This is a genomic window from Fulvivirga sedimenti, assembly GCF_020328055.1.
The window spans coordinates 446,471-468,824 of the sequence record NZ_JAIXNE010000005.1; the positions used below are offsets into that span (position 1 = coordinate 446,471).

Sequence of the window (22,354 nt, forward strand, 5' to 3'; positions counted from 1 at the left end):
TCGCCAGACAGTGGATTAACCGGGCAGAGAAATCCCTTTGATTCCGCGGTACAGGTGAATAGCATGACTGTCTGTCAAACCGGAAACAAAGTCATTGCATAGCATCAGAAGTTCGTATGTATCTGCGCACTCCTGCATTTCCCTCGTAAGATCCTCCGGAAGCAGCCTGAGAAGAGTCTTCCTGCCACTCGAAGGCTGATTTTTCTGGTAGACGTTGGCCGCGCTTAGAGTGATCTGCCCGAGAAGACCCGGCAATACCTCGAAACCTGCAACTTCGGTCTCCATCACCTGTCTTGAGCGATAGATATGTTCGATGGATATCTTTATGATCTCCCGGAGAATCTGAGCTGATGGTATGTCATCGGTAAGGGAACGGTCATTCTTACCCTCCCTAAGATCTGCTTCACGTTCAAGGAAAAGCTCCGTGCATTCATCGATAAGTACACCTATGGCCATGGCCCGGAGCGTACCTATACGTTCTTCACGTGATTTTATTTTTTCAAATTTTGACGCATTAAACCGCTCGCGCAGGATAAGCCGGTATAAATCCACTGTGTCATTGTATGAAACAAGACCAAGGCGGCAACCATCTTCCAGGTCTATCAGATGATAGCAGATATCGTCGGCAGCCTCCACAAGAAATGCAAGCGGATGACGGCACCAGGTTTCATCAGTAAGTGCAATAAGCCCCGTGGTATCTGCAACACGACGAAAAGCCTCCTTTTCTGCACAGAAGAACCCATATTTTTTCTGGCTTCTTCGCGTTTTATCCGGATTCTCCACCAATGAAGGCCGGGGATATTTTGTAAATGCAGCCAGCGTAGCGGCGGTTAGCTTAAGCCCCTGATACCGGGATTTATTTAATAGTCTAAACCCCTGCGCATTACCTTCAAAGCGGATCAGGTCTTCCCATTGTGCCGGACTAACATCGCTTTCGAAAACCCTTCCCTGACCATGGCGATAGAACTCACTGATGGCTTCTTCCCCCGAATGACCAAATGGCGGATTACCTATATCATGACAAAGGGATGCAGCGGCGACAATCGACCCGATATCCTGAACTGAAAATTCATCCAGTGAATAGCGTTCCTTTAAAACCTTGCCTACATTTTTCCCGAGTGAACGGCCCACGCTGCTTACTTCCAGGCTGTGGGTCAATCTGGTATGAACAAAATCATCCTTCGGAAGCGGATGAACCTGTGTTTTATCCTGCAGCCTTCGAAACGGATGTGAAAATATGATCCTGTCAAAATCCTGCTCAAAAGCACTCCGCGCAGGATCATGTGGCACAGATTTACCCCCCGCCCGTTGATTGGATAATAGTTTTTTCCACTCCATCAAAGCGCCCTGAGAAGTGTGTTGACCGAAACGAGTTCATTAACCCTGGACGCCAAATCGCTGATCGAAATTCGCTCCTGGGCAGCTGAATCCCTTTCCCTCAATGTTACTGTATTATCTTCCAGCGTTTGATGATCTACCGTGATACAGTAAGGTGTGCCGATGGCATCCTGCCGGCGATACCTTCTCCCAATCGCATCTTTCTCGTCATACTGACAGTTCATATCAAACTTCAGCTCATCGAAAATCTCCATGGCTTTTTCCGGCAACCCATCCTTTTTGATCAATGGCAGCACCGCAACTTTCTGAGGAGCCAGGGCAGCGGGAATCTTTAAAACCACGCGTTCACTACCGTCCTCAAGGGTTTCTTCGGTATAGGCAGCAGTTAGAACCGCGAGAAACATACGGTCCAGCCCGATGGAAGTTTCAACCACATAGGGAATATAGCTTCTGTTTTCAGCCGGATCGAAAAACTGGAGTTTCTTCCCGGAATGTTTTTCGTGTGCGGAAAGGTCAAAATCAGTTCTGCTATGAATTCCTTCCAGCTCCTTGAAACCCATTGGGAAGTTGAATTCAATATCACAGGCAGCATTTGCATAATGCGCCAGGTTCAGGTGATCATGGAACCGATAATTCTCATCGCCCATACCCAGGGTCTTGTGCCATTTCATGCGACGCTCTTTCCATTGTTCGTACCATTCCAGCTCCTCTCCGGGCTTTACGAAAAACTGCATTTCCATTTGCTCAAACTCACGCATTCGGAAAATGAACTGTCGCGCAATAATTTCATTCCTGAATGCCTTCCCGATCTGGGCGATCCCGAACGGGATTTTCATTCTTCCTGTTTTCTGAACATTGAGATAGTTCACAAAAATGCCCTGTGCCGTTTCCGGACGGAGGTAGATCTTGCTGGCGCCTTCTGCAAGGGAGCCTAATTCTGTGGAGAACATCAGATTGAACTGGCGAACATCGGTCCAGTTCTTGGAACCCGAAACAGGATCCGCAATTCCAAGGTCCTCGATCAGTTCCTTCAGCCCTTCAAGACGACCTTCATCCATGGCATTTTTCATCCGCTGATTGATGGAACTGATCTCTTCGCTATAGCCGACCACGCGCTGATTGGTACTTACAAACTGTTCACGGTCGAATGCATCTCCAAAACGCTTTTCAGCCTTGGAAACCTCCTTTTCAATTTTCGCTTCCACTTTAGCGATGTACTCTTCAATGAGCACATCTGCACGATATCGTTTTTTGGAATCTTTATTGTCGATCATCGGATCGTTAAACGCATCCACATGGCCTGATGCCTTCCAGGTAGTGGGGTGCATAAATATCGCGGCATCGATGCCTACAATATCCTCATGCAGCTGCACCATCGACTTCCACCAATATGCCTTTATGTTATTTTTGAGCTCCACACCCTGCTGCCCGTAATCATAGGTTGCCCCAAGCCCGTCATAGATCTCACTTGATGGAAAAATAAACCCATACTCCTTGGCATGGGAAACAATTTTCTTGAATAGGTTTTCGTCATTCGCTGCCATGGGTGCAAAGATAGAAAAATGATCTATTTAGCAGCGGTAAGTGTCAAAGGTATCGTAATAGTAAATTCAGATCCCTTTCCTTTCTCACTTTCAAGGGAGAGAGACCCCTGCAGATTTTCAATCATTTCACGGGCAATGTATAATCCCAGCCCCGAGCCATCAGAAGTTTCAGAAGCACGATAGAACATTTCAAAAACCCGTTCCTGCAGTTCCTTTTCAATGCCTGTGCCGTTATCAGCCACTATTATCCTTAGCGATCCATCCCCCGTTTCCTGGGAGGTAATTCTTATCATCGGATATTCTTTGCCGTAGTCATGATATTTTATGGCATTCCCGATCAGGTTATTAAGAATGATCTTCAGGCGGCTCTCATCGGAGGAGACGACGTGGGAAGGATCAATATTATTCTGTATATCAATCCTGTCCCGGTTATCAAGGTAGGCCAGGTTTTCCAGAATACCGTTCACCAGATCCCGGATGACGACCCTGTCATTATGATGTATTTCTTTCCGTGTGTTTCTCGCATATTCAATGATCTCCTCAATGAATTTATTGAGCTGATCGATCCGGCTCCGCATCATCCCCACACATTTCTTGACTTCCTCCAGGTCATCCGACATTTCCGTAATAGTGATCAGTCCAAGGACTGAACTGAGCGGTGACTTCAGATCATGTGATACGCTATATACAAAACGATCCAGCTCCTTGTTCGCCTTTTCAAGTTCCTCCTTCTGTTTTAACACCATCGATTCGGCTTTTTTCCGTTCCGAAATGTCAACAATGGACCCTACCATTCTCACGGGTTGCCCTTTTTCATTCCACTCTGCCTGGCCGGTATCCAAAACCCACATGAACTCCCCATCCTTTTTCCTGATCCGGAATTCAACCTCAAATTTGACATTACTATTCAAATGCTGATCCAGCTTTTCACGAACTGTTATCAGGTCATCCGGATGAAGAACCTGATAAAAAGACTGCTGGCTTGCGCCCTGAATATCCTCCTTCGTATAACCGAGGATCCTTGTAAGAAGAGGGGATAAGTATAAAGAATCGGTGAGCGGATCCCAATCCCAAATCCCTGCGGATGAGCCCTTGATAGCAAGTTCAAAGCGGTTTCTGCTTTCTGAAAGTTCATTGGTGAGCTTGGTTAGATCTTCTTCCTTCCTCCGCAGATCTGTAATGATCTGGTAATTGATCAGGATCATATAATAGATCATCATCACTGAAAGCAGAACCGCGGTAACAAAGTTGAGCCCGAAAATCCTGGTAGCAAAAGAGTTGGAAACCTCAGGAGCTTCAGCAATCTTGAAATCATTTGAAAAAATGAACAGGAAAGTTACGATCACCAGCGCCGAAAAAAGTATCCCAAGTGTAATGCGTTCATAACCAAATATGGTCATCGCACCGATGGTAATCACAAAATAGAAGAAATATACACTGGCATCCGTACGATCCAGCATAACAAAAAGGGACACCAGCAACAACGTGGTAAGAATGAGTACAACCCTTCCTGTTACGTACGAACCATTTCGCAGGATTAAGATTGAAATAATGCATGAAATACCCAGTGCTGCGTAGTAGGGAATAAATTCCGTGATCCCTTCCAGGTAACCCAGAATCACATTCAGTAGTGTGTAGAAAATTCCAAAAAGGGCAATCTGACCTGTCAGCAGAACGCGCTTGTAAAGAGTCCAGGAAGGAATAAAAGTATCTTTGCCTACAATTATGTTACGGAAGAGGTTGAATTCGGTGAGTTTTGACAATTCCGCTTTCATATGAGTTTTGCTTTCTGCCAATAATATTCCATTTCCTCCAGTGTCATGTCTGCAAGGTCCTTTCCATCAGCGCGGGATTCACGTTCAAGATATTGGAATCGCTTCAGGAATTTCTTATTAGTTCGCTCAAGGGCTTCTTCCGGGTTGATTTCTATGAATCTCGCAAAATTGATCAATGAGAACAGCAAATCACCAAATTCTTCAGAGGCGCGCTTTTGATCAATCTTTTCCGGATCTTCATTAAATTCATCCCCGAATTCTTTCAGCTCCTCCTGCACCTTTTCCCAAACCTGATCCCTATGATCCCAATCGAATCCCACACCCCGCGCTTTTTCCTGCATACGCATGGCCTTGATCAGGGCAGGCAAAGACCTGGGGACTCCTTCCAGGACCGACCGTGGCTGATCCCCATTCTCTTTAAGCTTGATCTTCTCCCAATTAGCCTTAACCGTCTCCTCGTCGGTCGCCACAACATCTCCATAAATATGCGGATGACGTTTTACCAGCTTATCACAAACGGAATTTAAAACATCCGCCATGTCAAAGGCATTCTTTTCGCTGGCGATCCTGGCATAGAATACATTGTGAAGCATGAGGTCACCCAGTTCCTTGCGAATTTCATCCAGATCCCCGTCCAATATGGAATCACTTAGTTCGAATGTCTCTTCAATGGTGAGGTGACGCAGGCTCTCCATGGTCTGTTTCCGGTCCCACGGGCATTTTTCCCTCAGCTCGTCCATGATGGTGAGAAGGCGGTCAAATGCGGCTAACTTTTCGGCTCTGCGGGGATCTGTGGCTGAACTTCCTTCACTCATATTATTCTGAGGATTATGGATTTATGGAAACTTTAATGAATTTCCTCTCGTTTCATGTTTGATTTGATAAATTTGCGTAAAATTTTTCAGGATGACGACTATATTATTAGGAATTGGTTTCATAGCAGTGTTCTTTGTGTTTATGTCTGTACGCCTGCTGTTTCTTAAAGATGGGGAATTTAAGGGTACGTGTGCCAGTCAGAACCCTTATTTGAATAAAGACGGAGAGGCATGTGGATTTTGTGGCAGGATGCCAGGTGAAGCATGCGGAAATGAGACTTCCGAAGTAAATAAGGTCATGTCTAAATTTGACTGACATCCGACAGGGGAAATATCATTCATTTTTCTCTGATAAACCCAAATCCTGCTTCTAATTTTTTAAATTTAACGCACATTAACGTGCTAACAGAGTGGTTTTAATCAAATCAATTTCAGGAATTCGAGGTACAATTGGCGGACAGCCAGGATCTGGCTTAACACCGCTGGATACCGTTAAATTTGCCGCAGCTTTTGGGGCATGGACCATGCGCAACAGCGATTCAAACAAAGTTGTTATCGGCAGGGATGCCCGTATTTCAGGGGAGATGATCTCTCAATTGGTAAGTCAGACGTTGATCGGCATGGGCATTGACGTGGTAGATCTTGGATTGTCTACCACTCCAACTGTTGAGATGGCGGTTACGATGGAGAAAGCTTCGGGCGGGATCATCATTACGGCCAGCCATAATCCCGGACAGTGGAATGCACTTAAATTACTGAACCAGGCAGGGGAGTTCATTTCAGATGAGGAAGGAAAGACCGTGTTGAAGATTGCGGAGGACAATTCATATGAATTTGCCGAAGTCCTTCATCTTGGGACCTATAAAAAAGATGATAGCTATCTTGATAAACATATCAAGGCTATTCTGGATTTGCCTCTGGTGAATACAAAGGCCATTGCAGAGGCAAAATTCAAAGTTGCCGTTGATGCCGTAAATTCAACAGGCGGAATTGCCGTTCCCAGGCTTTTACGGGCATTGGGGGTTGAACACATCAAAGAAATTTATTGTGACCCTACCGGTCATTTCCCGCATAATCCTGAGCCTCTTCCTGAAAACCTCACTCATATTTCCAATGAAATGAATAAAGGAAATTATGATCTGGGGATTGTCGTTGATCCCGATGTGGACCGGTTGGCACTTCTTCAGGAGGACGGTACACCCTTTGGTGAAGAATATACGCTGGTAGCGGTGGCTGACTATGTACTTGGCCACAACAAAGGAAATACCGTCTCAAACCTGTCTTCCACAATGGCGCTGCGGGTAGTGACTGAGGAAAAAGGCGGCAATTATTTCGCTTCGGCTGTCGGAGAAGTAAATGTTGTCACCGAAATGAAAAAACAAAATGCTGTAATCGGAGGTGAAGGTAACGGAGGAGTAATCTATCCTGAACTGCATTACGGAAGAGACGCCTTGGTTGGAATCGCTTTGTTTTTGTCGCACCTGGCTACGAGTGGCATGAAGGCCTCCCGATTGAGGGCTTCATATCCGAACTTCCATATTTCTAAAAATAAGATTGAACTAACGCCCGAGATCGATGTAGACGGCATTCTCGATAGTATCAGGAAGAAATATTCAAAGCGGCCTATCAATGCGATCGACGGTGTAAAAATCGAATGGGACGAAGAATGGGTACACCTCAGAAAATCCAACACCGAACCCATTATCCGTATCTACTCCGAGTCATCTTCAGAATCAACAGCGGAACACCTGGCGAACAAACTAATTGCAGATATCAAGGATGTAATTGCCGATATGAATTCAGTTAAGGAATGAGTATCTATCTCGATAATGCGGCAACCACACCAATTGACCCGGCTGTATTCGCCGAGATGGAACCCTATTTGAAGAATTTCTATGGCAATCCGTCTTCCATACACGCCATAGGACGGGAAGCAAAAGCAGCCCTGGAAACATCGAGAAAAACCGTGGCTGGTTTGCTGAACGCATCACCCATGGAGATATATTTTACCTCAGGAGGCACTGAAGCTGATAATACATTTCTTTGGTCTGCTGCCCGTGCTTTTGGAATCCGGCATGCCATAACCTCTCCTGTTGAGCATCATGCAGTCCTTCATACCCTCGGGTACATGGAGGATCTGGGCTTATTGCAGGTGCATTATGTGAAAATCGATGAATCAGGAAGAATTGACTTTGAGGATCTTAAAAGGTTGCTTTCAGCATATCCATCGAGCCTGGTAAGCCTGATGCACGGCAATAATGAAATAGGGAATTTACTTGATCTGGAACAGGCAGGTACACTTTGCCGTGAAGCCGGTGCCATTTTTCACAGTGATACAGTTCAGACTGTTGGTCATTTTCCCCTGGATTTGCAGGTATTGCAGGTGGATGGGATTGCCGCATCAGCCCACAAGTTTCATGGTCCGAAAGGAGTGGGATTCATGTATGTCAATAAGAACAGGAAAATTGACGCCTACATTCACGGAGGATCACAGGAACGCAATATGCGTGGAGGGACAGAAAATGTGGCGGGAATTGTAGGTCTTACCAAGGCCCTGGAGCTGGCGGTTCATCATATGGAGCAGGACAGCAACTACATTTTGTCGCTGAAGGGCCGCATGATCTCTCAACTGAAAGATGCGGTGGAAGGGGTCGAATTCAACGGTCTTTCTGCAGAAGCCGGTCAAAGTTTGTACACCGTCCTGAATGTGTCACTTCCGCCCTCTGATAAAAATGACATGCTTCTTTTCCACCTGGACCTGAATGGCATTTGTGCTTCCGGCGGCTCTGCCTGTGCCAGCGGAGCCACTACAGGATCACACGTACTTTCTGCTATCGGTAAACAGGAAGAAAGAGGTGCTGTGAGATTCTCCTTCAGCAAATTCAACACGACAGAAGATGTCGACAGGGCAGCTGCTGTACTCAAAGAATTTTATCAAAATTAGGCCATAAGTACGAGATCTTTCAGGCAACGGATCCAGAGTGGATGGTCATTCAGACTCTCTACGAGCTGAACCTTATCGCCCCCGTGTTCTTCAAATAATTCCTGATATTCATCACCGATCTCGATGATAGTTTCAAGGCAGTCTGCCGTGAACGCCGGAGAGAATACCAGCAATTTTTTAGCGCCCTTTTTTGCCTGGTCAATCACCACCTTGTCTGAAAAAGGCTCCAGCCATTTCTTGTCCAGTCGTGACTGAAAGCAAACAGTATAATGATCTTCAGGGATACCGAGTTTTTGTGCGAGTAAACGGGTGGTGGCATAGCATGTCGCCTTATAGCAGTACTTATTTTCATCGGTAATTTCATGCTCGCAATCACGATCTGTGCATAATCCTTCGCCATACACCTTATCCACCTGCCTTTCCGGCAATCCGTGATAGGAGAAAAGCACATGATCATATTCCTGATGATTGTAGGCCGATCCTCTTTCTACAAAGGCGTCGATATAGTCGGGATGGTCGTAGTACTGACTTACAATACGCAATTCCGGAATAACCCACCAGGAACTGATTACCCTCATCACTTCTTCCAGCGCACTTCCTGTACTTGCCGAGGCGTACTGGGGGAACATCGGAACCACTATGATCCTGTCGTAATTTGCCTTCCGCATTTCTTCCAACACATCGGGAATAGACGGGTTTTTATAGCGCATGGCCAGATGCACCTTGTAAGAAGGGTCCAGCTCATCCTGCAGCAACTGAGCGGCACGTTCGCTATAAATGATTAATGGAGATCCCTGTTCTGTCCAAAGCTCCTTATAAACTTTTGCACTCTTCGGTGCCCGGAATGGTACGATGATCAGGTTGACGAGAATCTTCCTGAGAATCCAGGGAATATCAATGACCCGTGGATCATTGAGAAATTGCGACAAATAGGAACGAACATCCCCTACCGACGGACTGTCGGGTGTTCCCAGATTAACCAATAATACTCCGGTTCGTTTCTTTTTTATACTTTCAGTCATAATATTTTTGTCATACAGGCTTGTTTGTCTGCCAAATTACCCAGGCGTACGCGGCAAAACGGCCGAAACGAGCTAATGATATCAATAGAAACCTCGAAAAGGGGTATTGTGTTCCGCCCATCAGCATACAAATTGCGGAAAACGGAACAGGCGTTACGGCTCCCACGAAAATAAGGAAGCCGCCATATTTATTAAGAAGGTTCTTGTACCGGCGCACGTTCTTTTGCATGAACGTTTGTGTCCATTTGAATTCCAGCAGATATTTCCCAATATGATACCCGAGTATTCCGGCCAGGTACGAAATAGTTGCCAGTAACATTACATTCAGAACGTAGCTATCAAATAGCCCGTTATTCAGGGACCAGATCATGAATAGTTCAGGCGGAATTATACCAAAGATGATCTCAGAAAGTATGAATACCGAATAAATAAGGATGGGCCAGTTACCCAGGTAGTTGATGAATTCATCAACTTCAGTATATCGCTGCAATAACTCATAAATGATCACAATCACTGCAAGCCAGAAGAGGCCCTTGAGCAGATTTTTAAGGAGAAATTTGCTGCGCCGGTTCATGTTACTGCATGGGAGCTCTTTTGAACTCCTTTGTTTCATCAAATAACTTTCTGTATGTGTGGTGCGTCTTTACTATATCTCCGCCCACTTGTTCCACCACACGGATCATCTTCGGGTTGAAATCTCCAATCCAGTTCATTTCTAGGTCATCGTACTGGGTATAGGCTTCCTGGACCATGCCTGCTGTGGCAATAACCAGGGCACCTTCAAGTCCTTTCCCCTGGTGTTCGGGAACCACGCCAAAGACAAGCCCCAGCATTTTCTTACAGGTCTTGAATGTCTTATGATAGAGAAATTTCAATTTTCCGATCCAGTTCAGCTTGCCATTTACATGTTTAAATATCTGGTTTACCTCGGGGAGGTTGATGTAGAAAGCAACGGGCTCATTTTCATAGTATCCGAACCAGATGATTTTCTCATCGATGATCGGCTTCATCTGTTTCATAATGGCTTTTGCCTGAAGAGAAGACATCTCGGCTACTCCGGTATGCCTGGCCCAGGCCTTGTTATATACAACTCTGAAATCCTCGGTGTATTTATCCAGGTTTTTGAGACGGAGATGCTCAAACCTGTAGCCTGGGTTTTCCATCGCTTTCTTTGCCTTCTCGTATAAACGGGGATGGAAAGGTTCGCGAACCTTCCTGCCGAAGGTGAATTGTTTGAAATAAATCTGAAATCCGTAGTCCTCAAAAAACTGCTGGTAATACGGTGGATTGTAATTACAATTATAATTCGGCTCAAGGTCAAATCCATCCACCAGCAGCCCCCACCATTTATCGCGCTCACCAAAATTTATCGGACCGTCCATGGCCTCCATGCCTTTTTCCTCAAGCCATTTCCGGGCCGTATCAAAAAGCGCAAAAGCAACTTCCCGATCCTCTGTGCACTCAAAAAATCCCAGACCTCCGGTTGGTTGATCATTGCCTTTCAAGGCCGTTTTCTTATTTACAAACGCCGCAATGCGGCCGGTAACTTTGCCGTCGGAATCCATCGCTACCCAGCGACAGCATTCGCCCGACCGAAATGCTTTATTTTTTTTCGGGTCGAAGACAGCCTCAATATCTTTGTCAAGCGGACGGATCCAGGTTTTGGTATTCCGGTAAACAGAGAGTGGAAAAAGTAAAAATTCCCGGGCAAGGGAGGAATCGGTGACTTCTACAATCTTCATCCTGCAATTATACGCTTTCTGCGCGGTATTTCCGACCTGAATTCCGGGATGCGTCCCTGATTACCATGAGGTTTTTGTATCTTTAATTGAGACCATATCCTATGAATTCAACAAAAATTTCTTTCCTCAATCAGCAGGGTCAATCCTTAATCGCGCGCCTTGAATTACCAACTTCAAAGCCTGAAGCATGGGCGATCTTCGCACATTGCTTTACCTGTTCAAAGGATCTCAATGCTGTAATCAACATCAGCCGATCGCTCAACCTGTCCAATATTGCCGTTCTGCGGTTTGATTTTACCGGGCTGGGAGAAAGTGAGGGTGATTTCAGCGCAACCAATTTCACTTCCAACATTAACGACCTTATCGCTGCGGCTGATTACCTTAAAACGGAGCATGGAGCACCATCACTTCTGATCGGGCATTCACTGGGCGGAGCAGCCGTTCTTGCGGCAGCGTATGAAATAGAATCTGTAAGGGCCGTAGCGACGATCGGTGCACCTGCAGATCCGGTTCATGTGGAACACCTGCTAAAAGACAGCCTGGAAGAAATTGAAAGCAATGGGCAGGCAAAAGTTTCAATCGGGGGCAGGCCTTTCAATGTCACACGACAATTTCTGACTGACATCCGGGAGAAAGATCTTGAGAAGATCGTTCCTAAATTAAAAAAGGCACTCCTGATTATGCACTCACCCCAGGATACGATCGTAGGTATTGATAATGCCAGGATTATTTATGAACGGGCTCACCATCCCAAGAGTTTCGTATCGCTGGATGGTGCCAATCACTTGCTCAGCGATAAGGATGATTCCATTTATACCGGTAAGGTAATCGCTGCATGGGCAGAACGATACCTCAGCCTGTCAAGGGGAGCATCACTTCCTGAATCTGATCGGCAGGTAGTAGTACGTACGGGAGATGACGGGTTCACCACAGAGATCCGGGCCGGAAGGCATTCGTTCCTGGCTGATGAGCCAGAATCTGTTGGTGGCAGTGACCTGGGCCCAACCCCATATGATCTCCTCATTTCGGCACTGGGAGCATGCACATCCATGACCCTTCGAATGTATGCTGATCGTAAAAGCTGGCCGCTCGAAGAAGCCATCGTTCATATTGAACATGACAAGGTTCATGAAAGTGATTCTGAGGATAGTGATGACCCTAATGCACGAATCGATCAGATTACCCGGGAAATTCAGCTGATCGGCCCGCTGGATGAAAATCAGAAAGCAAGGCTTATGGAAATTGCGGACAGATGTCCGGTTCATAAAACCCTTTCAGGTAAGATCAGGATTGTGACCGATACCTATCACGGAACAACTACATGATCTATACCGGCAAGATCCCAGTCAATAACCAAACCCCCGGCCAGTCCGATTGCCACTTCCCTGCCGTAAAGTAATTCACACAGATAAAGGGCCGGGTCATACGATTTTGCTCCACCGGCAGATGTGATCAATTTTCCGTCATGAACAAAGCTCACTCCACTGAGAACATCCAGATCAGGATACATTTCTTTGTAGGCCTGGATATCAGACGGAAAGGTGGTTGATTTTCTGCCATCAGCAAATCCTGCTTTTGCCAGTACGAACGCTCCGTCACATAAAGAAATCACATAACGGGCAGTTGTACCTTTGTCACGGACAAAACCAATAAGTGCTTCATTTTCCAGGTCTTTATTCATGCTGTGTTCAGCACTGGGCACAACAAGAATATCGATAGAGGGAAGATCCGAAGATGAAAAGGAATAGTCGGGAAGAATCCGAAGACCCTCAAAAGTTGTAATGACAGATGTATCCGGCGCGACAGTAAATACTTTCATGGCCGGATCTGTATGAAATATAGTATGATGAAATATGTCCATCGGTGCGACCAGCTCAGAATTATAAACGCCATCAACCAGCACAAATGCCACATTGAGCTCTTTTCCAGGCAATTGAGGAACAACGTCATAAATCACCTCCTGGTCCGTCTCTGATGATCCGCATGAAGATACCAGAATGGACAGAAGCAGTACTTTTATTATCTTTAGCATGGAGCCAATTTAAAATAAAATCCAGGTATGTCTGAAAATTCTGTTTTAAAAAAAATGAGAAGACAGGACGGTCAAATCCTGCACCTGATCGATCAGCCTGAAAACTATCCGGCCTTTGCGGATGAATCCTCTTCCAGAGAATGGCCTGAATCAGGTCCCGGGCTGGCAATTGTTTTTATCGAAGACAAACAGAAACTTGTAAAATATCTTCCGCAGCTAATCACATTGCCTTTTGACACTGTAGCATGCTGGATTGCCTATCCAAAAAAATCCTCATCCATCAAATCAGATCTCTCCAGGGATATCATCTGGGGCATTTTGGGAGCAGACGGTCTTGCTCCTGTTTCACAGATCAGCATAGACGATGATTGGTCAGCACTCCGCATCCGACCCGATGCGGATGTAAAAAGATCTGAAAAGACATCGGTTAACATTCCGCAAAATTTAATGGAAGTATTAAAAACGGATGACAGCGCCTTATCGTTTTTTATGAATCTATCGGCCACGAACCGAAAGGAATATATCCGGTGGATCACCGACGCCAAACGTCCGGAAACGGTTGAAAAACGGCTCAATACGATAATTTCCCGCCTGCGTGCCGGACTCAGGAATCCATCAGAAAAGCCGTCATGATACCGGCTGATACAGCCTGCTTTCGATCATTCCGTGGTAAAATGTTTGAACGGCGGTAAGCCGAAGTGAATTAGCCCTGAAAACCGTATCATAATCCGGAAGCCGGTCATTAGTCAGCCCTGTGGTCAGGCGAAAAAATAAATACATAAACCGGATGAGTGCACGCTGCCATTTGCTCTTTGTCTCAACAAAATCAGTAAAACACCAGAGCCCGTCACTTTTGATCAATCTCGTCAGGCGTCTTATCACAAGCTCCAGATCGGCCTTACCAAAACAATCCAGAAAGAAGGGTGTAATGATTACATCATAATCAGAACCATCCCTCCAGGTCATAATATCACATTGATGGAAATTAACATGGATATGATTAAAGGGAGCCCGACGCTCGCTAAGTGAAACCATGACAGATGATAATTCCACATAGTCGATCATAAAACCCGCACCGGGTTTATCCAGATCCGTAAGGATTGTTCCCGTGCCCCCACCGACGATGAGAATTTTACTATTAGAAGGAATAAAGGAGTAAGTCCAGGCGGCAGCTTCGTAGAGTGAATTTCCAAATACAAGTCTTGACAGGGAATCATAGACCGGCGCTATGACATCGGCATTCATAGAGATGAAAATAATAATGCAGCTAAGGGAAGAAAGAACAGCGCGTCTCCCACAATCCGATAACGCGAACCTGCCTCCCAATAAACGGGGCTAAGAGCAGGAAAAATCAGGATCGCGGCCATCAGCATCCATATCATTTCAAAAACCGGGAAAAATCCCGATATCAACAGGCTACCTGCCAGGAAAATTTGAAAAGCAGGAAGTGCGAGCAGCAGTCGGCGGCTGTTGATTTGTCCGACCCGTTGAATAATTCCTGTAAAACCTTCTTTAACGTCCACATCGCGGTCAAACCAGGAAAACAAAATCAGATTATTGAACGCGAGAAGAAACAGCTGAATAATATGAATCAGAAAGCCGTCGGGTGGGGTTCCACAGGCCAGTGGTCCGATCACGATGCCTGCTGTATAAAGCAGCGCTATGGAAACCTCCTTCACAGAAATGCCCGTCTTTAAAAAGTACAGGGAAAAATAATAGGCCATAACCAGGCATGACAGGGCAGAACCAAAAAGAACCAGTCTTAGCGGAAGCGTAAAAAGCAATACCCCGGAAATGATCAGCATCAGGATACTTACCAATACCAGCGGCCTGTAATAAGTTCTGTGAAAGTTTCTCCGGGAGGACAAACCCGGCATTTTAGTATCCCTCGCATCTTTAATATGATCGAAAGTATAAATGACCCAAACAATCATGGCGAGCATTGGAGGAACTGTTAATGGAAGTTGAATATTCCACAGGCGGGCCAGAACTATGGCCAGGGCTGCGGCACCAAGTGCAACATCGATGCTCAGAATATTCACTAAACGCAGGAAACGCATGTCTTATAAACGAAAAAAGCGGACGATAGGTCCGCTTTTTATGAAATATCTGATATTATCCCAGTGCCTCTGCACCTGCAACAATTTCAAGGATTTCCTTGGTAATGGCTGCCTGACGGGTTCTGTTATAGGTAAGGCGAAGTTCCTTCAATAATTCACCAGCGTTTTCGGTCGCCTGATCCATGGCCGTCATCCTGGCGCCATGTTCCGCGGCATTACTATCCAGGACAGCTTTATAAACCTGAATTTTCAGCGATTTGGGTATCAGGTCTACAACGATATCTTCACGTGAAGGCATGAAAATATAGTCGACCTCAAATTTATTCCCCGCTTCAACTTCAGCAGGCTTCACCGGCAGAAACTGCTCTGTTTGCAATACCTGCGTTGCCACGTTCTTGAATTCGTTGTAAATGATTTCAACATGGTCGAAACGTCCTTCCACGAATCCATCCATGGCAAACTGCGCAGCCTCGGAAGCTTTCTCAAAAGAAACCGGGCTGAACATATTCCAGAAATCATCAATCATTTTGTATTCACGACGACGGAAATAATCCAGTCCCTTCTTTCCGATGGGCATGATAGTAACATTTCCCACATCGAACTGTGCCTGATATTTTTCCTTGATCTGTCGGAGTGTTGCTTTAAAGATATTACTGTTAAAAGCACCGCAAAGACCTTTATCGGAGGTTACCACCATCAGGAGGATCTTTTCGGCCGGACGCTGAACGGCATATTTGCTCGATTCTTCCTGTTCGCCATCGGCAGACAGATTTTGAAGCAGCGATGCAAGTTTTGCGGCGTACGGACGCATACGGGTAATATTATCCTGTGCACGTCGCAATTTTGCCGCCGCCACCATTTTCATGGCCTTGGTAATCTGCTGCGTCGAGTTTACCGACTGAATTCTGTTTTTAACTTCCTTTAAATTCGCCATAGGTTTCAGAATACCGGACCGGCTAAGCCGGTCCGAAGGTTCCTCTTAGTTTGTGTATTCCTTGGTAAGGTCTTCAGCAACCTTTTTCAATACATCTGTAGTCGCATCTTCCAGTTTTCCTGCACGCAGTGATGCAAGTGCATCACTATGCTTAGACCTCAGAATGTCAAGGAAGTTACGCTCAAATTCACGCACCTTTTCTACAGGCACATCATCAATATACCCATTGGTAGAAACATAAATCGTAGCTACCTGCTCTTCCACCGGAACTGGTGAAAACTGAGGCTGTTTCAGGATTTCCAGGTTTCGGCGTCCACGTTCAATAGTAAGCTTCGTCGCAGCATCAAGATCGGATCCAAATTTCGCAAATGCTTCCAGTTCACGGAACTGCGCCTGGTCAAGTTTGAGCGTACCAGCCACTTTTTTCATGGATTTGATCTGAGCGGCACCACCAACTCTTGATACGGAGATACCTACGTTAATTGCCGGACGAATACCGGAGTTGAACAGGTTCGTTTCGAGGAAGATCTGACCGTCAGTAATGGAAATTACGTTGGTAGGAATATAAGCCGAAACGTCACCTGCCTGTGTTTCAATAATAGGCAATGCGGTCAGGGATCCTCCCGCTTTAACAATGCTGGTGAGTGATTCAGGAAGATCGTTCATCTGCGATGCGATTTCCTGGCTTTCGGTAATCTTTGCTGCACGCTCTAAAAGACGCGAGTGCAGGTAGAATACGTCTCCGGGATAAGCCTCACGTCCTGGAGGACGACGGAGAAGTAGTGACACTTCACGGTAAGCAACCGCCTGCTTTGAAAGGTCATCATAAATTACCAAAGCGGGACGACCTGTATCACGGAAATATTCCCCGATTGACGCACCGGTAAAGGGCGCAAAGAACTGCATAGGTGCAGGATCTGAAGCTGCAGCGGAAACTACAACTGTATAATCCATGGCTCCGGCTTTTTCAAGTGCAGCCACAACACCGGCTACAGTCGATGCCTTTTGTCCGCAGGCTACATAAATACAGTAAACCGGTTCACCTTTTTCATAAAATTCTTTCTGATTGATGATGGTGTCCAGTGCAACAGCTGTTTTACCAGTCTGACGGTCACCAATGATCAATTCACGCTGGCCACGGCCGATTGGAATCATGGAGTCGATCGCCTTGATACCTGTTTGAAGCGGTTCATTTACCGGCTGACGATAAATAACACCCGGTGCTTTACGTTCCAGGGGCATCTCGTAAAGGTCACCTTCGATGGGGCCTTTTCCGTCGATCGGTTTTCCGAGGGTATCAACCACGCGGCCAAGCATTCCGTCACCAGCCTTAATAGAGGCAATTTTTCCGGTACGCTTAACGGTATCGCCTTCACGGATGTCCTGTGATTCACCCAGTAGTACGGCACCCACGTTATCTTCTTCAAGGTTCAGTACGAGTGCTTTCAATCCGTTCTCGAATTCGAGGAGCTCACCAGACTGAGCTTTAGAAAGCCCATAGATACGGGCTACACCATCACCGACTTCCAGTACGGTACCTACTTCTTCTAATTCAGCTTCAGTTTTGGCTCCTGAAAGTTGTTCTCTCAGTATCGCTGAAACTTCATCGGGTCTTACGTCTGCCATGATATTTAGCTATTAAATTTAAATTTCTTTGATATAATGATTTTGGCTGAATCCTTTCGCCAAGGTCTTCAATTTTGTCCGAATGGAATCATCGATTTGCTGATCACCCATTTTAAGGATGTATCCGCCAATGATTTCCTCGTTTACAATTTCTTTCAGATCGATATCCTTCTTACCGGTAATTTTTACCACAATCTCCTTCATATCTTTGCGAAGGGTATCTGTAAGCGGGATAGCCGTTGTTACACTGGCTACTCCAATCTGTTTAATAATATTATACTGGTTATGAAATTCGCGGGCAATGGCGGGCATAATTGCTTCCCTGTTCTTACGAGAGATTATGTCGAAGATCGCCATTGTAAGAGAATGCACCTTTCCATTGAAGATGCTTTCCAGGATCGCCCTTTTCTTGTCGTGCTTAATCACCGGGTTTTTCAGCATCAACCCAAAATCCTTATTCTGGTTGCATACCTTGGTGAAAAGAAGCATATCATTATGCACCTCTTCAAGCACCCCTTGTTCGTTTGCCAGTTCCAGCAGTGATTTTGCGTATCTTGAAGCAGCTCTGAAGTCTGACATGATCTTTAATTAAGGTTTGCGTCTTTAACGTACTTCTCAATCAGCGCGGTCTGGGCTTTATCATCCTGAAGTCTTTCACGCAGAATATTTTCAGTAACCTCAAGAACAAGACCTGCCACCTGATTTTTAACATCCGACATAGCTGCTTGTTTTTCGGTATTGATAGCCAGTTTGGCATCCGCAATCATTTTTTCAGTTTGCTTAGCCGCATCATTTTTAGCTTCTTCCTTGATGTTGTTAGCAACATCACGGGCTTCTTTGAGGATCGCATCACGCTCCACACGTGCTTCATCCATCATTTTCTTATTGTCAGCCTGCAACTTAGCCATTTCATCCTTAGCCTTTTCGGCAGCATCCAATGCACTTTGGATAGACTCCTCACGAATTTTGAGTGAGCTCAAAATTGGTTTCCATGCAAATTTCGCCAGAAGGAAAAACAGTAGCAGAAAGATGATCGTCTGCCAGATAATTAAGCCGGTTCCCGGGGTTAGTAATTCCATGTGTTATATCTTATGCCTTGTAAAATCAATAATAAAAATGGCTCCGCGGCCTAACGCCGCGGAGAATCCATTTATGCTTTGAATGAGATAAGCAAACAAACTACAACACCGAAAAGCGCAATTACCTCAATAAGGGCAGCGATGATCAGCATAGCAGTCTGTACTTTTCCAGCAGCCTCAGGCTGACGGGCCATGGCTTCCATTGCGGAGCCACCAATTTTACCAATTCCAAGACCGGCGCCTATCGCAACCAGACCAGAACCGATGCCAGCACCCATAATGGCCAGGCTCATGTCTACTAAAATCTGTAATAACATAGTTTTATATTTATTAATTGAACAAAGGTTCCTTATGCCAACCCGGTGTCTACATCATGCTCCTCATGGTGATGATCCTCCGTCGCCAAACCAATGTACAGCGCAGAGAACATCGTAAATACGTAGGCCTGAATCGCCGCAACAAGAATTTCAATCAGGTTAATGAAAAGCACAATCGCTGTACTTCCAATACCCACGAAATAACTGCGGAAAATAAAGACCAGGCCAATAAGGCTGAGGATAACAATGTGACCGGCAGTGATTGCCACAAAGAGACGTATCATCAGCGAGATAGGCTTGGTAAAAATACCTATGATCTCAACCGGTACGATGATAATCTTTAACGGCAATGGTACTCCGGGTGTATTAAATATGTGGTTCCAATAATGTTTGTTACCACTGAAATTAGTAATCAGGAAGGTAAGGATCGCCAGGACAAAAGTAACGGCGATGTTACCTGTCAGGTTTGCTGCTCCGGGAAGCAGGCCAAGAATGTTTCCGAAAAGGATAAAGAAAAACAAGGTAAGTAAATACGCCGTGTATTTCTCATATCCTTTGCCAATGTTCGGCTTGATCACCTCATCCTTGATAAAAAGGATAACAGGTTCGAAGAATGACTGGATTCCGGAAGGTGCCTGCCCTTCATTTTTCTTGTATGCGCGGGCCACGGAAAGAAATACCAGCAGGAGCAAGGCCGCGTTAATAAACAGCATTGCCACATTTTTCGTAACCGAAAGGTCAAGAACGGAAGCACCACTCTCTTCAATTGTTATGTGCCCGTGCTCGAGAATATAGCCGTTGTAGGGCTTGAGATTATGCTCTTCATCGTAGAAGTTCGATGAAGAAAAGATATCGAGACCCTTTTCTTTCGAATATACGATCACCGGCAGATATAAGGTGCCGTAATGACCATCAGCAAAATGCCAGATGTGATCATCCACAACGTGGTGCATTATCATGTCACCAGGGTTAAACTCCTCACCCTCACCTCCTGCCGCCTGGGCAACGGTTACACTGAATGACAAAAAAGCAATGACCGCTGTGAACATCATTGCTATCTTTCTGAATGAATTTCTTACGTGGCTATCAATCATTTATATACTTGCAGTCAGGGTCCTCAAAATTCGACTGCAAAGGTAGATAAGAATGCCCCAAAAAAAAATAATTTCGATTTAATTTCTGTGCCTATTGCTGAGACTGGCGTATATACCGAAACAGACTGGTGATTTCCAGGATTGTGAATAGCACATATCCCACAAAGAAGAACAGGACATTGGCCAGTGCATGGCCCGGATCACTGTAAATCATATAAAAATTATACGCACCGAAAAGCAGGAGTTTTACCGCCGTTCCGGCGATGACAATCTGAACAAACAACTGGGGTGTAACAGTAAAAAGACTTGTGAGATAGATCAGCAGGATCACCAAAACGAGGACGAAAACAGACAGGTAGGGATAAGTGACCTCTTCCAGTGAGGGCCATATGTACTGCAGAAGGAGGAACGAAACCAGAAAGAGTAGTGCCGTAGCGCCAAGCAACAGCGTAAATCTCCAAAATGCCTTTTTATTCATCCGATGTCCTTTTGATGAGCAGGTAGATCGACCCGGCCAGGGCGATCATCAGGAAAAGAAGCAGGAAAACAGGGAATTGCCATCCGATCCATTTATCAATGAAATACCCTCCGGCCCCGGCGAGTGCCAGCGTGACAACCAACTGAAGCCCCAGATTGGTAAACTTAAGATACTGGTTGGCGCGTTGGGTTGCTTTGCCCTGTTTGTTGGGGTTTTCCATTATCGTTGGGGATTGTACTGTTGGCTGTTACACCCATTCTGCAGGCACCGTTGAATGCGGCTCCTGACTCTACGATCAACTTATTGGTGGTAATATCGCCATGAATAAGTGAACTGGGTTTCAGGATCAGGGTGTCATATACACGAATATTTCCTTTCAATTCACCTTCGACCTCAGCATTTTGCGCTGTTACGTCACCCTCAATTTTAGAAGATCCCCCGAGGACGATTTTGGCTTCAGTTTTAACATTGCCCTTTACTTCGCCTTCAATCCGGATATTTCCATTGGTATCCAGGTTTCCCTCGAGCAGTGTTCCCTTTGTGATAATATTACTGGTATTGCTCTGAAGCTCTATATTGCGCTGGTCATCCTTGGCGTTAAACATGGTTCTTCTGTTAAAAGGTTACAAATTCCTCGGGGTTCACTGAATTCCCGTTCAACCAAAGTTCGAAATGAAGATGAGGCCCGTCGGTTAGATCGCCGGTGTTTCCTATGATTGAAATAATTTCACCCGCATTAACAAAATTACCAACTTTTTTCAAGAGTTCAGCATTGTGCTTATAAACAGAGATCAGGTTGCTTCTGTGCTGTACTGCAATCACATATCCCGAATCCTGTGTCCATGAGGCCATGATAACCGTACCATCTGCAATACATTTCACAGGTTCATTTTTCTTGGCTACGACATCGACCCCATAATGACCATCCTTTGCATTATATGGCGCAGAAACAAATCCGGCAATGGGTGAGAAAAGGAATACCTCCCGTAGTTCGCGATAGCTGCCTGAAGTATTAATGAGCGACATATCCGTCTGTTCGAACTCCTGTCGGAACATGGAGTCAACGGGGGATACCTCCGTAACATCGATATTCGTATTTACCGGAGGAGCACTACGCTGCATTTCTTCCACATCCATGAATACATCGGTTGTATCCCCGGAGAGGACACGCTTAAAATTATTGATGAAACGGTCCTTACTTTCTACTTCAAGAGCCAGGGAATCCACTTTCACAGTGAGTTCTGCAAGCCGGCGGCTTGCTTCCATCTGGGCATATCGGGGATCAAACCATTGATTGAGCACGGTCTTTACCAGGAACAAACTCAAAAAAAGCATGATCACAAAAAACACAACCGCGATTAGTATTACGCGGGCATATGTAAAGGAAAATGTAGACTTTTCGGCGAAATTCTCCTCATTACGGATGATCAGCAGGTACCGGTTGGTGAGCCAGCTGGATAATGTCTTTCTTGCCCTCAATATTCCATAAATTTCTTCCTAAATAACAAAATTATAGATTCCAGTCCATTATTGTATGAAATGAGGTACTTTTTA

At 45.5% G+C, this 22,354-nt stretch carries 25 protein-coding genes; 5 read left to right on the top strand and 20 right to left on the bottom strand.

Going from position 1 to position 22,354, the window contains the following annotated elements; translation table 11 throughout:
- Positions 1–15 precede the first annotated feature (15 nt).
- From LDX50_RS25700 to mazG, 4 genes are read right to left on the bottom strand one after another with little or no spacing between them, the layout of a single operon-like run.
- Positions 16–1,338 carry a deoxyguanosinetriphosphate triphosphohydrolase gene (locus tag LDX50_RS25700; RefSeq protein ID WP_225699145.1) on the bottom strand — a complete coding sequence of 441 codons (1,323 nt, stop codon included), beginning with the start codon at positions 1,336–1,338 and terminating at the stop codon, positions 16–18.
- Entirely contained in the window at positions 1,338–2,882 is a 1,545-nt protein-coding gene (locus LDX50_RS25705) for a glycine--tRNA ligase (protein WP_225699146.1), read from the bottom strand. The genes LDX50_RS25700 and LDX50_RS25705 overlap by 1 nt, the downstream gene beginning before the upstream one ends.
- A gap of 23 nt (positions 2,883–2,905) precedes the next feature.
- On the bottom strand, positions 2,906–4,657 hold the full coding sequence (locus LDX50_RS25710) for a sensor histidine kinase (protein WP_225699147.1): 1,752 nt from the start codon (positions 4,655–4,657) through the stop codon (positions 2,906–2,908).
- Positions 4,654–5,472 (bottom strand): nucleoside triphosphate pyrophosphohydrolase, encoded by an 819-nt coding sequence (gene mazG, locus LDX50_RS25715; protein WP_225699148.1) that lies wholly within the window; start codon positions 5,470–5,472, stop codon positions 4,654–4,656. The genes LDX50_RS25710 and mazG overlap by 4 nt, the downstream gene beginning before the upstream one ends.
- A gap of 91 nt (positions 5,473–5,563) precedes the next feature.
- Here mazG and LDX50_RS25720 point away from each other — a divergent pair, with 91 nt between their 5' ends.
- The 3 genes from LDX50_RS25720 (at position 5,564) to LDX50_RS25730 (ending at position 8,416) form a co-directional block, all read left to right on the top strand.
- Complete coding sequence (locus tag LDX50_RS25720) at positions 5,564–5,788, top strand: hypothetical protein (protein WP_225699149.1); 225 nt, start codon at positions 5,564–5,566, stop codon at positions 5,786–5,788.
- A gap of 94 nt (positions 5,789–5,882) precedes the next feature.
- Positions 5,883–7,286, top strand: coding sequence for a phosphoglucosamine mutase (glmM, locus tag LDX50_RS25725; protein WP_225699150.1), 1,404 nt, complete (start codon positions 5,883–5,885; stop codon positions 7,284–7,286).
- Positions 7,283–8,416, top strand: coding sequence for a cysteine desulfurase family protein (locus LDX50_RS25730; protein WP_225699151.1), 1,134 nt, complete (start codon positions 7,283–7,285; stop codon positions 8,414–8,416). Before glmM ends, LDX50_RS25730 begins: the two co-directional genes overlap by 4 nt.
- On the opposite strand, the gene hemH is transcribed toward LDX50_RS25730, so the two are convergent.
- The 3 genes from hemH to LDX50_RS25745 are packed head-to-tail and all read right to left on the bottom strand — an operon-like array spanning position 8,413 to position 11,180.
- Entirely contained in the window at positions 8,413–9,438 is a 1,026-nt protein-coding gene (gene hemH / locus LDX50_RS25735) for a ferrochelatase (RefSeq protein WP_225699152.1), read from the bottom strand. The two genes, LDX50_RS25730 and hemH, sit on opposite strands and share 4 nt — an antisense overlap.
- 10 nt (positions 9,439–9,448) lie before the next feature.
- Positions 9,449–10,012 (bottom strand): YqaA family protein, encoded by a 564-nt coding sequence (locus LDX50_RS25740; RefSeq protein WP_225699153.1) that lies wholly within the window; start codon positions 10,010–10,012, stop codon positions 9,449–9,451.
- Between the two features lies 1 nt (position 10,013).
- Complete coding sequence (locus LDX50_RS25745) at positions 10,014–11,180, bottom strand: hypothetical protein (protein ID WP_225699154.1); 1,167 nt, start codon at positions 11,178–11,180, stop codon at positions 10,014–10,016.
- A 101-nt stretch (positions 11,181–11,281) separates the two neighbouring features.
- Between LDX50_RS25745 and LDX50_RS25750 the strand changes: the two genes are divergently transcribed.
- On the top strand, positions 11,282–12,505 hold the full coding sequence (locus tag LDX50_RS25750) for a bifunctional alpha/beta hydrolase/OsmC family protein (RefSeq protein ID WP_225699155.1): 1,224 nt from the start codon (positions 11,282–11,284) through the stop codon (positions 12,503–12,505).
- Here the strand turns inward: LDX50_RS25750 and LDX50_RS25755 are convergent.
- Positions 12,487–13,212, bottom strand: a complete 726-nt coding sequence (locus tag LDX50_RS25755; protein ID WP_225699156.1) for a DJ-1/PfpI family protein — start codon at positions 13,210–13,212, stop codon at positions 12,487–12,489. The two genes, LDX50_RS25750 and LDX50_RS25755, sit on opposite strands and share 19 nt — an antisense overlap.
- 54 nt (positions 13,213–13,266) lie before the next feature.
- On the opposite strand from LDX50_RS25755, the gene LDX50_RS25760 reads away from it, so the two are divergent.
- Positions 13,267–13,845 (top strand): YdeI/OmpD-associated family protein, encoded by a 579-nt coding sequence (locus LDX50_RS25760; protein ID WP_225699157.1) that lies wholly within the window; start codon positions 13,267–13,269, stop codon positions 13,843–13,845.
- On the opposite strand, the gene LDX50_RS25765 is transcribed toward LDX50_RS25760, so the two are convergent.
- The 12 genes from LDX50_RS25765 to LDX50_RS25820 form a co-directional block, all read right to left on the bottom strand.
- Positions 13,840–14,457 carry a class I SAM-dependent methyltransferase gene (locus tag LDX50_RS25765; RefSeq protein ID WP_225699158.1) on the bottom strand — a complete coding sequence of 206 codons (618 nt, stop codon included), beginning with the start codon at positions 14,455–14,457 and terminating at the stop codon, positions 13,840–13,842. The genes LDX50_RS25760 and LDX50_RS25765 overlap by 6 nt on opposite strands.
- Positions 14,454–15,272 (bottom strand): UbiA prenyltransferase family protein, encoded by an 819-nt coding sequence (locus LDX50_RS25770; RefSeq protein WP_225699159.1) that lies wholly within the window; start codon positions 15,270–15,272, stop codon positions 14,454–14,456. The genes LDX50_RS25765 and LDX50_RS25770 overlap by 4 nt, the downstream gene beginning before the upstream one ends.
- 55 nt (positions 15,273–15,327) lie before the next feature.
- The gene (gene atpG, locus LDX50_RS25775; RefSeq protein WP_225699160.1) at positions 15,328–16,206 is read right to left on the bottom strand and encodes an ATP synthase F1 subunit gamma; all 879 of its coding nucleotides are present in this window, start codon (positions 16,204–16,206) and stop codon (positions 15,328–15,330) included.
- A 45-nt stretch (positions 16,207–16,251) separates the two neighbouring features.
- Positions 16,252–17,832 carry a F0F1 ATP synthase subunit alpha gene (atpA, locus tag LDX50_RS25780; protein ID WP_225699161.1) on the bottom strand — a complete coding sequence of 527 codons (1,581 nt, stop codon included), beginning with the start codon at positions 17,830–17,832 and terminating at the stop codon, positions 16,252–16,254.
- An 18-nt stretch (positions 17,833–17,850) separates the two neighbouring features.
- On the bottom strand, positions 17,851–18,411 hold the full coding sequence (gene atpH / locus LDX50_RS25785) for an ATP synthase F1 subunit delta (RefSeq protein WP_225699162.1): 561 nt from the start codon (positions 18,409–18,411) through the stop codon (positions 17,851–17,853).
- A gap of 5 nt (positions 18,412–18,416) precedes the next feature.
- The gene (locus LDX50_RS25790; RefSeq protein ID WP_225699163.1) at positions 18,417–18,911 is read right to left on the bottom strand and encodes a F0F1 ATP synthase subunit B; all 495 of its coding nucleotides are present in this window, start codon (positions 18,909–18,911) and stop codon (positions 18,417–18,419) included.
- Between the two features lie 71 nt (positions 18,912–18,982).
- Positions 18,983–19,228: an ATP synthase F0 subunit C gene (gene atpE / locus LDX50_RS25795; protein ID WP_225699164.1), complete on the bottom strand. Its 246-nt coding sequence runs from the start codon at positions 19,226–19,228 to the stop codon at positions 18,983–18,985.
- Between the two features lie 32 nt (positions 19,229–19,260).
- A complete protein-coding gene (gene atpB / locus LDX50_RS25800) occupies positions 19,261–20,322 on the bottom strand; it encodes a F0F1 ATP synthase subunit A (RefSeq protein WP_225699165.1) in 1,062 nt (353 codons plus the stop codon).
- 91 nt (positions 20,323–20,413) lie between these two features.
- Positions 20,414–20,800 carry a hypothetical protein gene (locus tag LDX50_RS25805; RefSeq protein ID WP_225699166.1) on the bottom strand — a complete coding sequence of 129 codons (387 nt, stop codon included), beginning with the start codon at positions 20,798–20,800 and terminating at the stop codon, positions 20,414–20,416.
- A complete protein-coding gene (locus LDX50_RS25810) occupies positions 20,793–21,020 on the bottom strand; it encodes an AtpZ/AtpI family protein (protein WP_225699167.1) in 228 nt (75 codons plus the stop codon). The genes LDX50_RS25805 and LDX50_RS25810 overlap by 8 nt, the downstream gene beginning before the upstream one ends.
- The gene (locus tag LDX50_RS25815) at positions 20,965–21,405 is read right to left on the bottom strand and encodes a bactofilin family protein (protein WP_225699168.1); all 441 of its coding nucleotides are present in this window, start codon (positions 21,403–21,405) and stop codon (positions 20,965–20,967) included. The genes LDX50_RS25810 and LDX50_RS25815 overlap by 56 nt, the downstream gene beginning before the upstream one ends.
- A 10-nt stretch (positions 21,406–21,415) precedes the next feature.
- A complete protein-coding gene (locus LDX50_RS25820; RefSeq protein ID WP_225699169.1) occupies positions 21,416–22,279 on the bottom strand; it encodes a M23 family metallopeptidase in 864 nt (287 codons plus the stop codon).
- Positions 22,280–22,354 lie beyond the last annotated feature (75 nt).

Coding starts and splice junctions, on each gene's coding strand:
- LDX50_RS25710 (WP_225699147.1), bottom strand. CDS start 4,657: ATGAAAGCGGAATTGTCAAAACTCACCGAATTCAACCTCTTCCGTAAC.
- LDX50_RS25755 (WP_225699156.1), bottom strand. CDS start 13,212: ATGCTAAAGATAATAAAAGTACTGCTTCTGTCCATTCTGGTATCTTCA.
- LDX50_RS25815 (WP_225699168.1), bottom strand. CDS start 21,405: ATGTTTAACGCCAAGGATGACCAGCGCAATATAGAGCTTCAGAGCAAT.
- LDX50_RS25700 (WP_225699145.1), bottom strand. CDS start 1,338: ATGGAGTGGAAAAAACTATTATCCAATCAACGGGCGGGGGGTAAATCT.
- atpA (WP_225699161.1), bottom strand. CDS start 17,832: ATGGCAGACGTAAGACCCGATGAAGTTTCAGCGATACTGAGAGAACAA.
- LDX50_RS25705 (WP_225699146.1), bottom strand. CDS start 2,882: ATGGCAGCGAATGACGAAAACCTATTCAAGAAAATTGTTTCCCATGCC.
- LDX50_RS25740 (WP_225699153.1), bottom strand. CDS start 10,012: ATGAACCGGCGCAGCAAATTTCTCCTTAAAAATCTGCTCAAGGGCCTC.
- mazG (WP_225699148.1), bottom strand. CDS start 5,472: ATGAGTGAAGGAAGTTCAGCCACAGATCCCCGCAGAGCCGAAAAGTTA.
- atpH (WP_225699162.1), bottom strand. CDS start 18,411: ATGTCAGACTTCAGAGCTGCTTCAAGATACGCAAAATCACTGCTGGAA.
- LDX50_RS25720 (WP_225699149.1), top strand. CDS start 5,564: ATGACGACTATATTATTAGGAATTGGTTTCATAGCAGTGTTCTTTGTG.
- atpB (WP_225699165.1), bottom strand. CDS start 20,322: ATGATTGATAGCCACGTAAGAAATTCATTCAGAAAGATAGCAATGATG.
- LDX50_RS25810 (WP_225699167.1), bottom strand. CDS start 21,020: ATGGAAAACCCCAACAAACAGGGCAAAGCAACCCAACGCGCCAACCAG.
- LDX50_RS25760 (WP_225699157.1), top strand. CDS start 13,267: ATGAGAAGACAGGACGGTCAAATCCTGCACCTGATCGATCAGCCTGAA.
- atpG (WP_225699160.1), bottom strand. CDS start 16,206: ATGGCGAATTTAAAGGAAGTTAAAAACAGAATTCAGTCGGTAAACTCG.
- LDX50_RS25765 (WP_225699158.1), bottom strand. CDS start 14,457: ATGAATGCCGATGTCATAGCGCCGGTCTATGATTCCCTGTCAAGACTT.
- LDX50_RS25745 (WP_225699154.1), bottom strand. CDS start 11,180: ATGAAGATTGTAGAAGTCACCGATTCCTCCCTTGCCCGGGAATTTTTA.
- LDX50_RS25790 (WP_225699163.1), bottom strand. CDS start 18,911: ATGGAATTACTAACCCCGGGAACCGGCTTAATTATCTGGCAGACGATC.
- LDX50_RS25770 (WP_225699159.1), bottom strand. CDS start 15,272: ATGCGTTTCCTGCGTTTAGTGAATATTCTGAGCATCGATGTTGCACTT.
- LDX50_RS25805 (WP_225699166.1), bottom strand. CDS start 20,800: ATGAATAAAAAGGCATTTTGGAGATTTACGCTGTTGCTTGGCGCTACG.
- LDX50_RS25750 (WP_225699155.1), top strand. CDS start 11,282: ATGAATTCAACAAAAATTTCTTTCCTCAATCAGCAGGGTCAATCCTTA.
- LDX50_RS25730 (WP_225699151.1), top strand. CDS start 7,283: ATGAGTATCTATCTCGATAATGCGGCAACCACACCAATTGACCCGGCT.
- hemH (WP_225699152.1), bottom strand. CDS start 9,438: ATGACTGAAAGTATAAAAAAGAAACGAACCGGAGTATTATTGGTTAAT.
- atpE (WP_225699164.1), bottom strand. CDS start 19,228: ATGTTATTACAGATTTTAGTAGACATGAGCCTGGCCATTATGGGTGCT.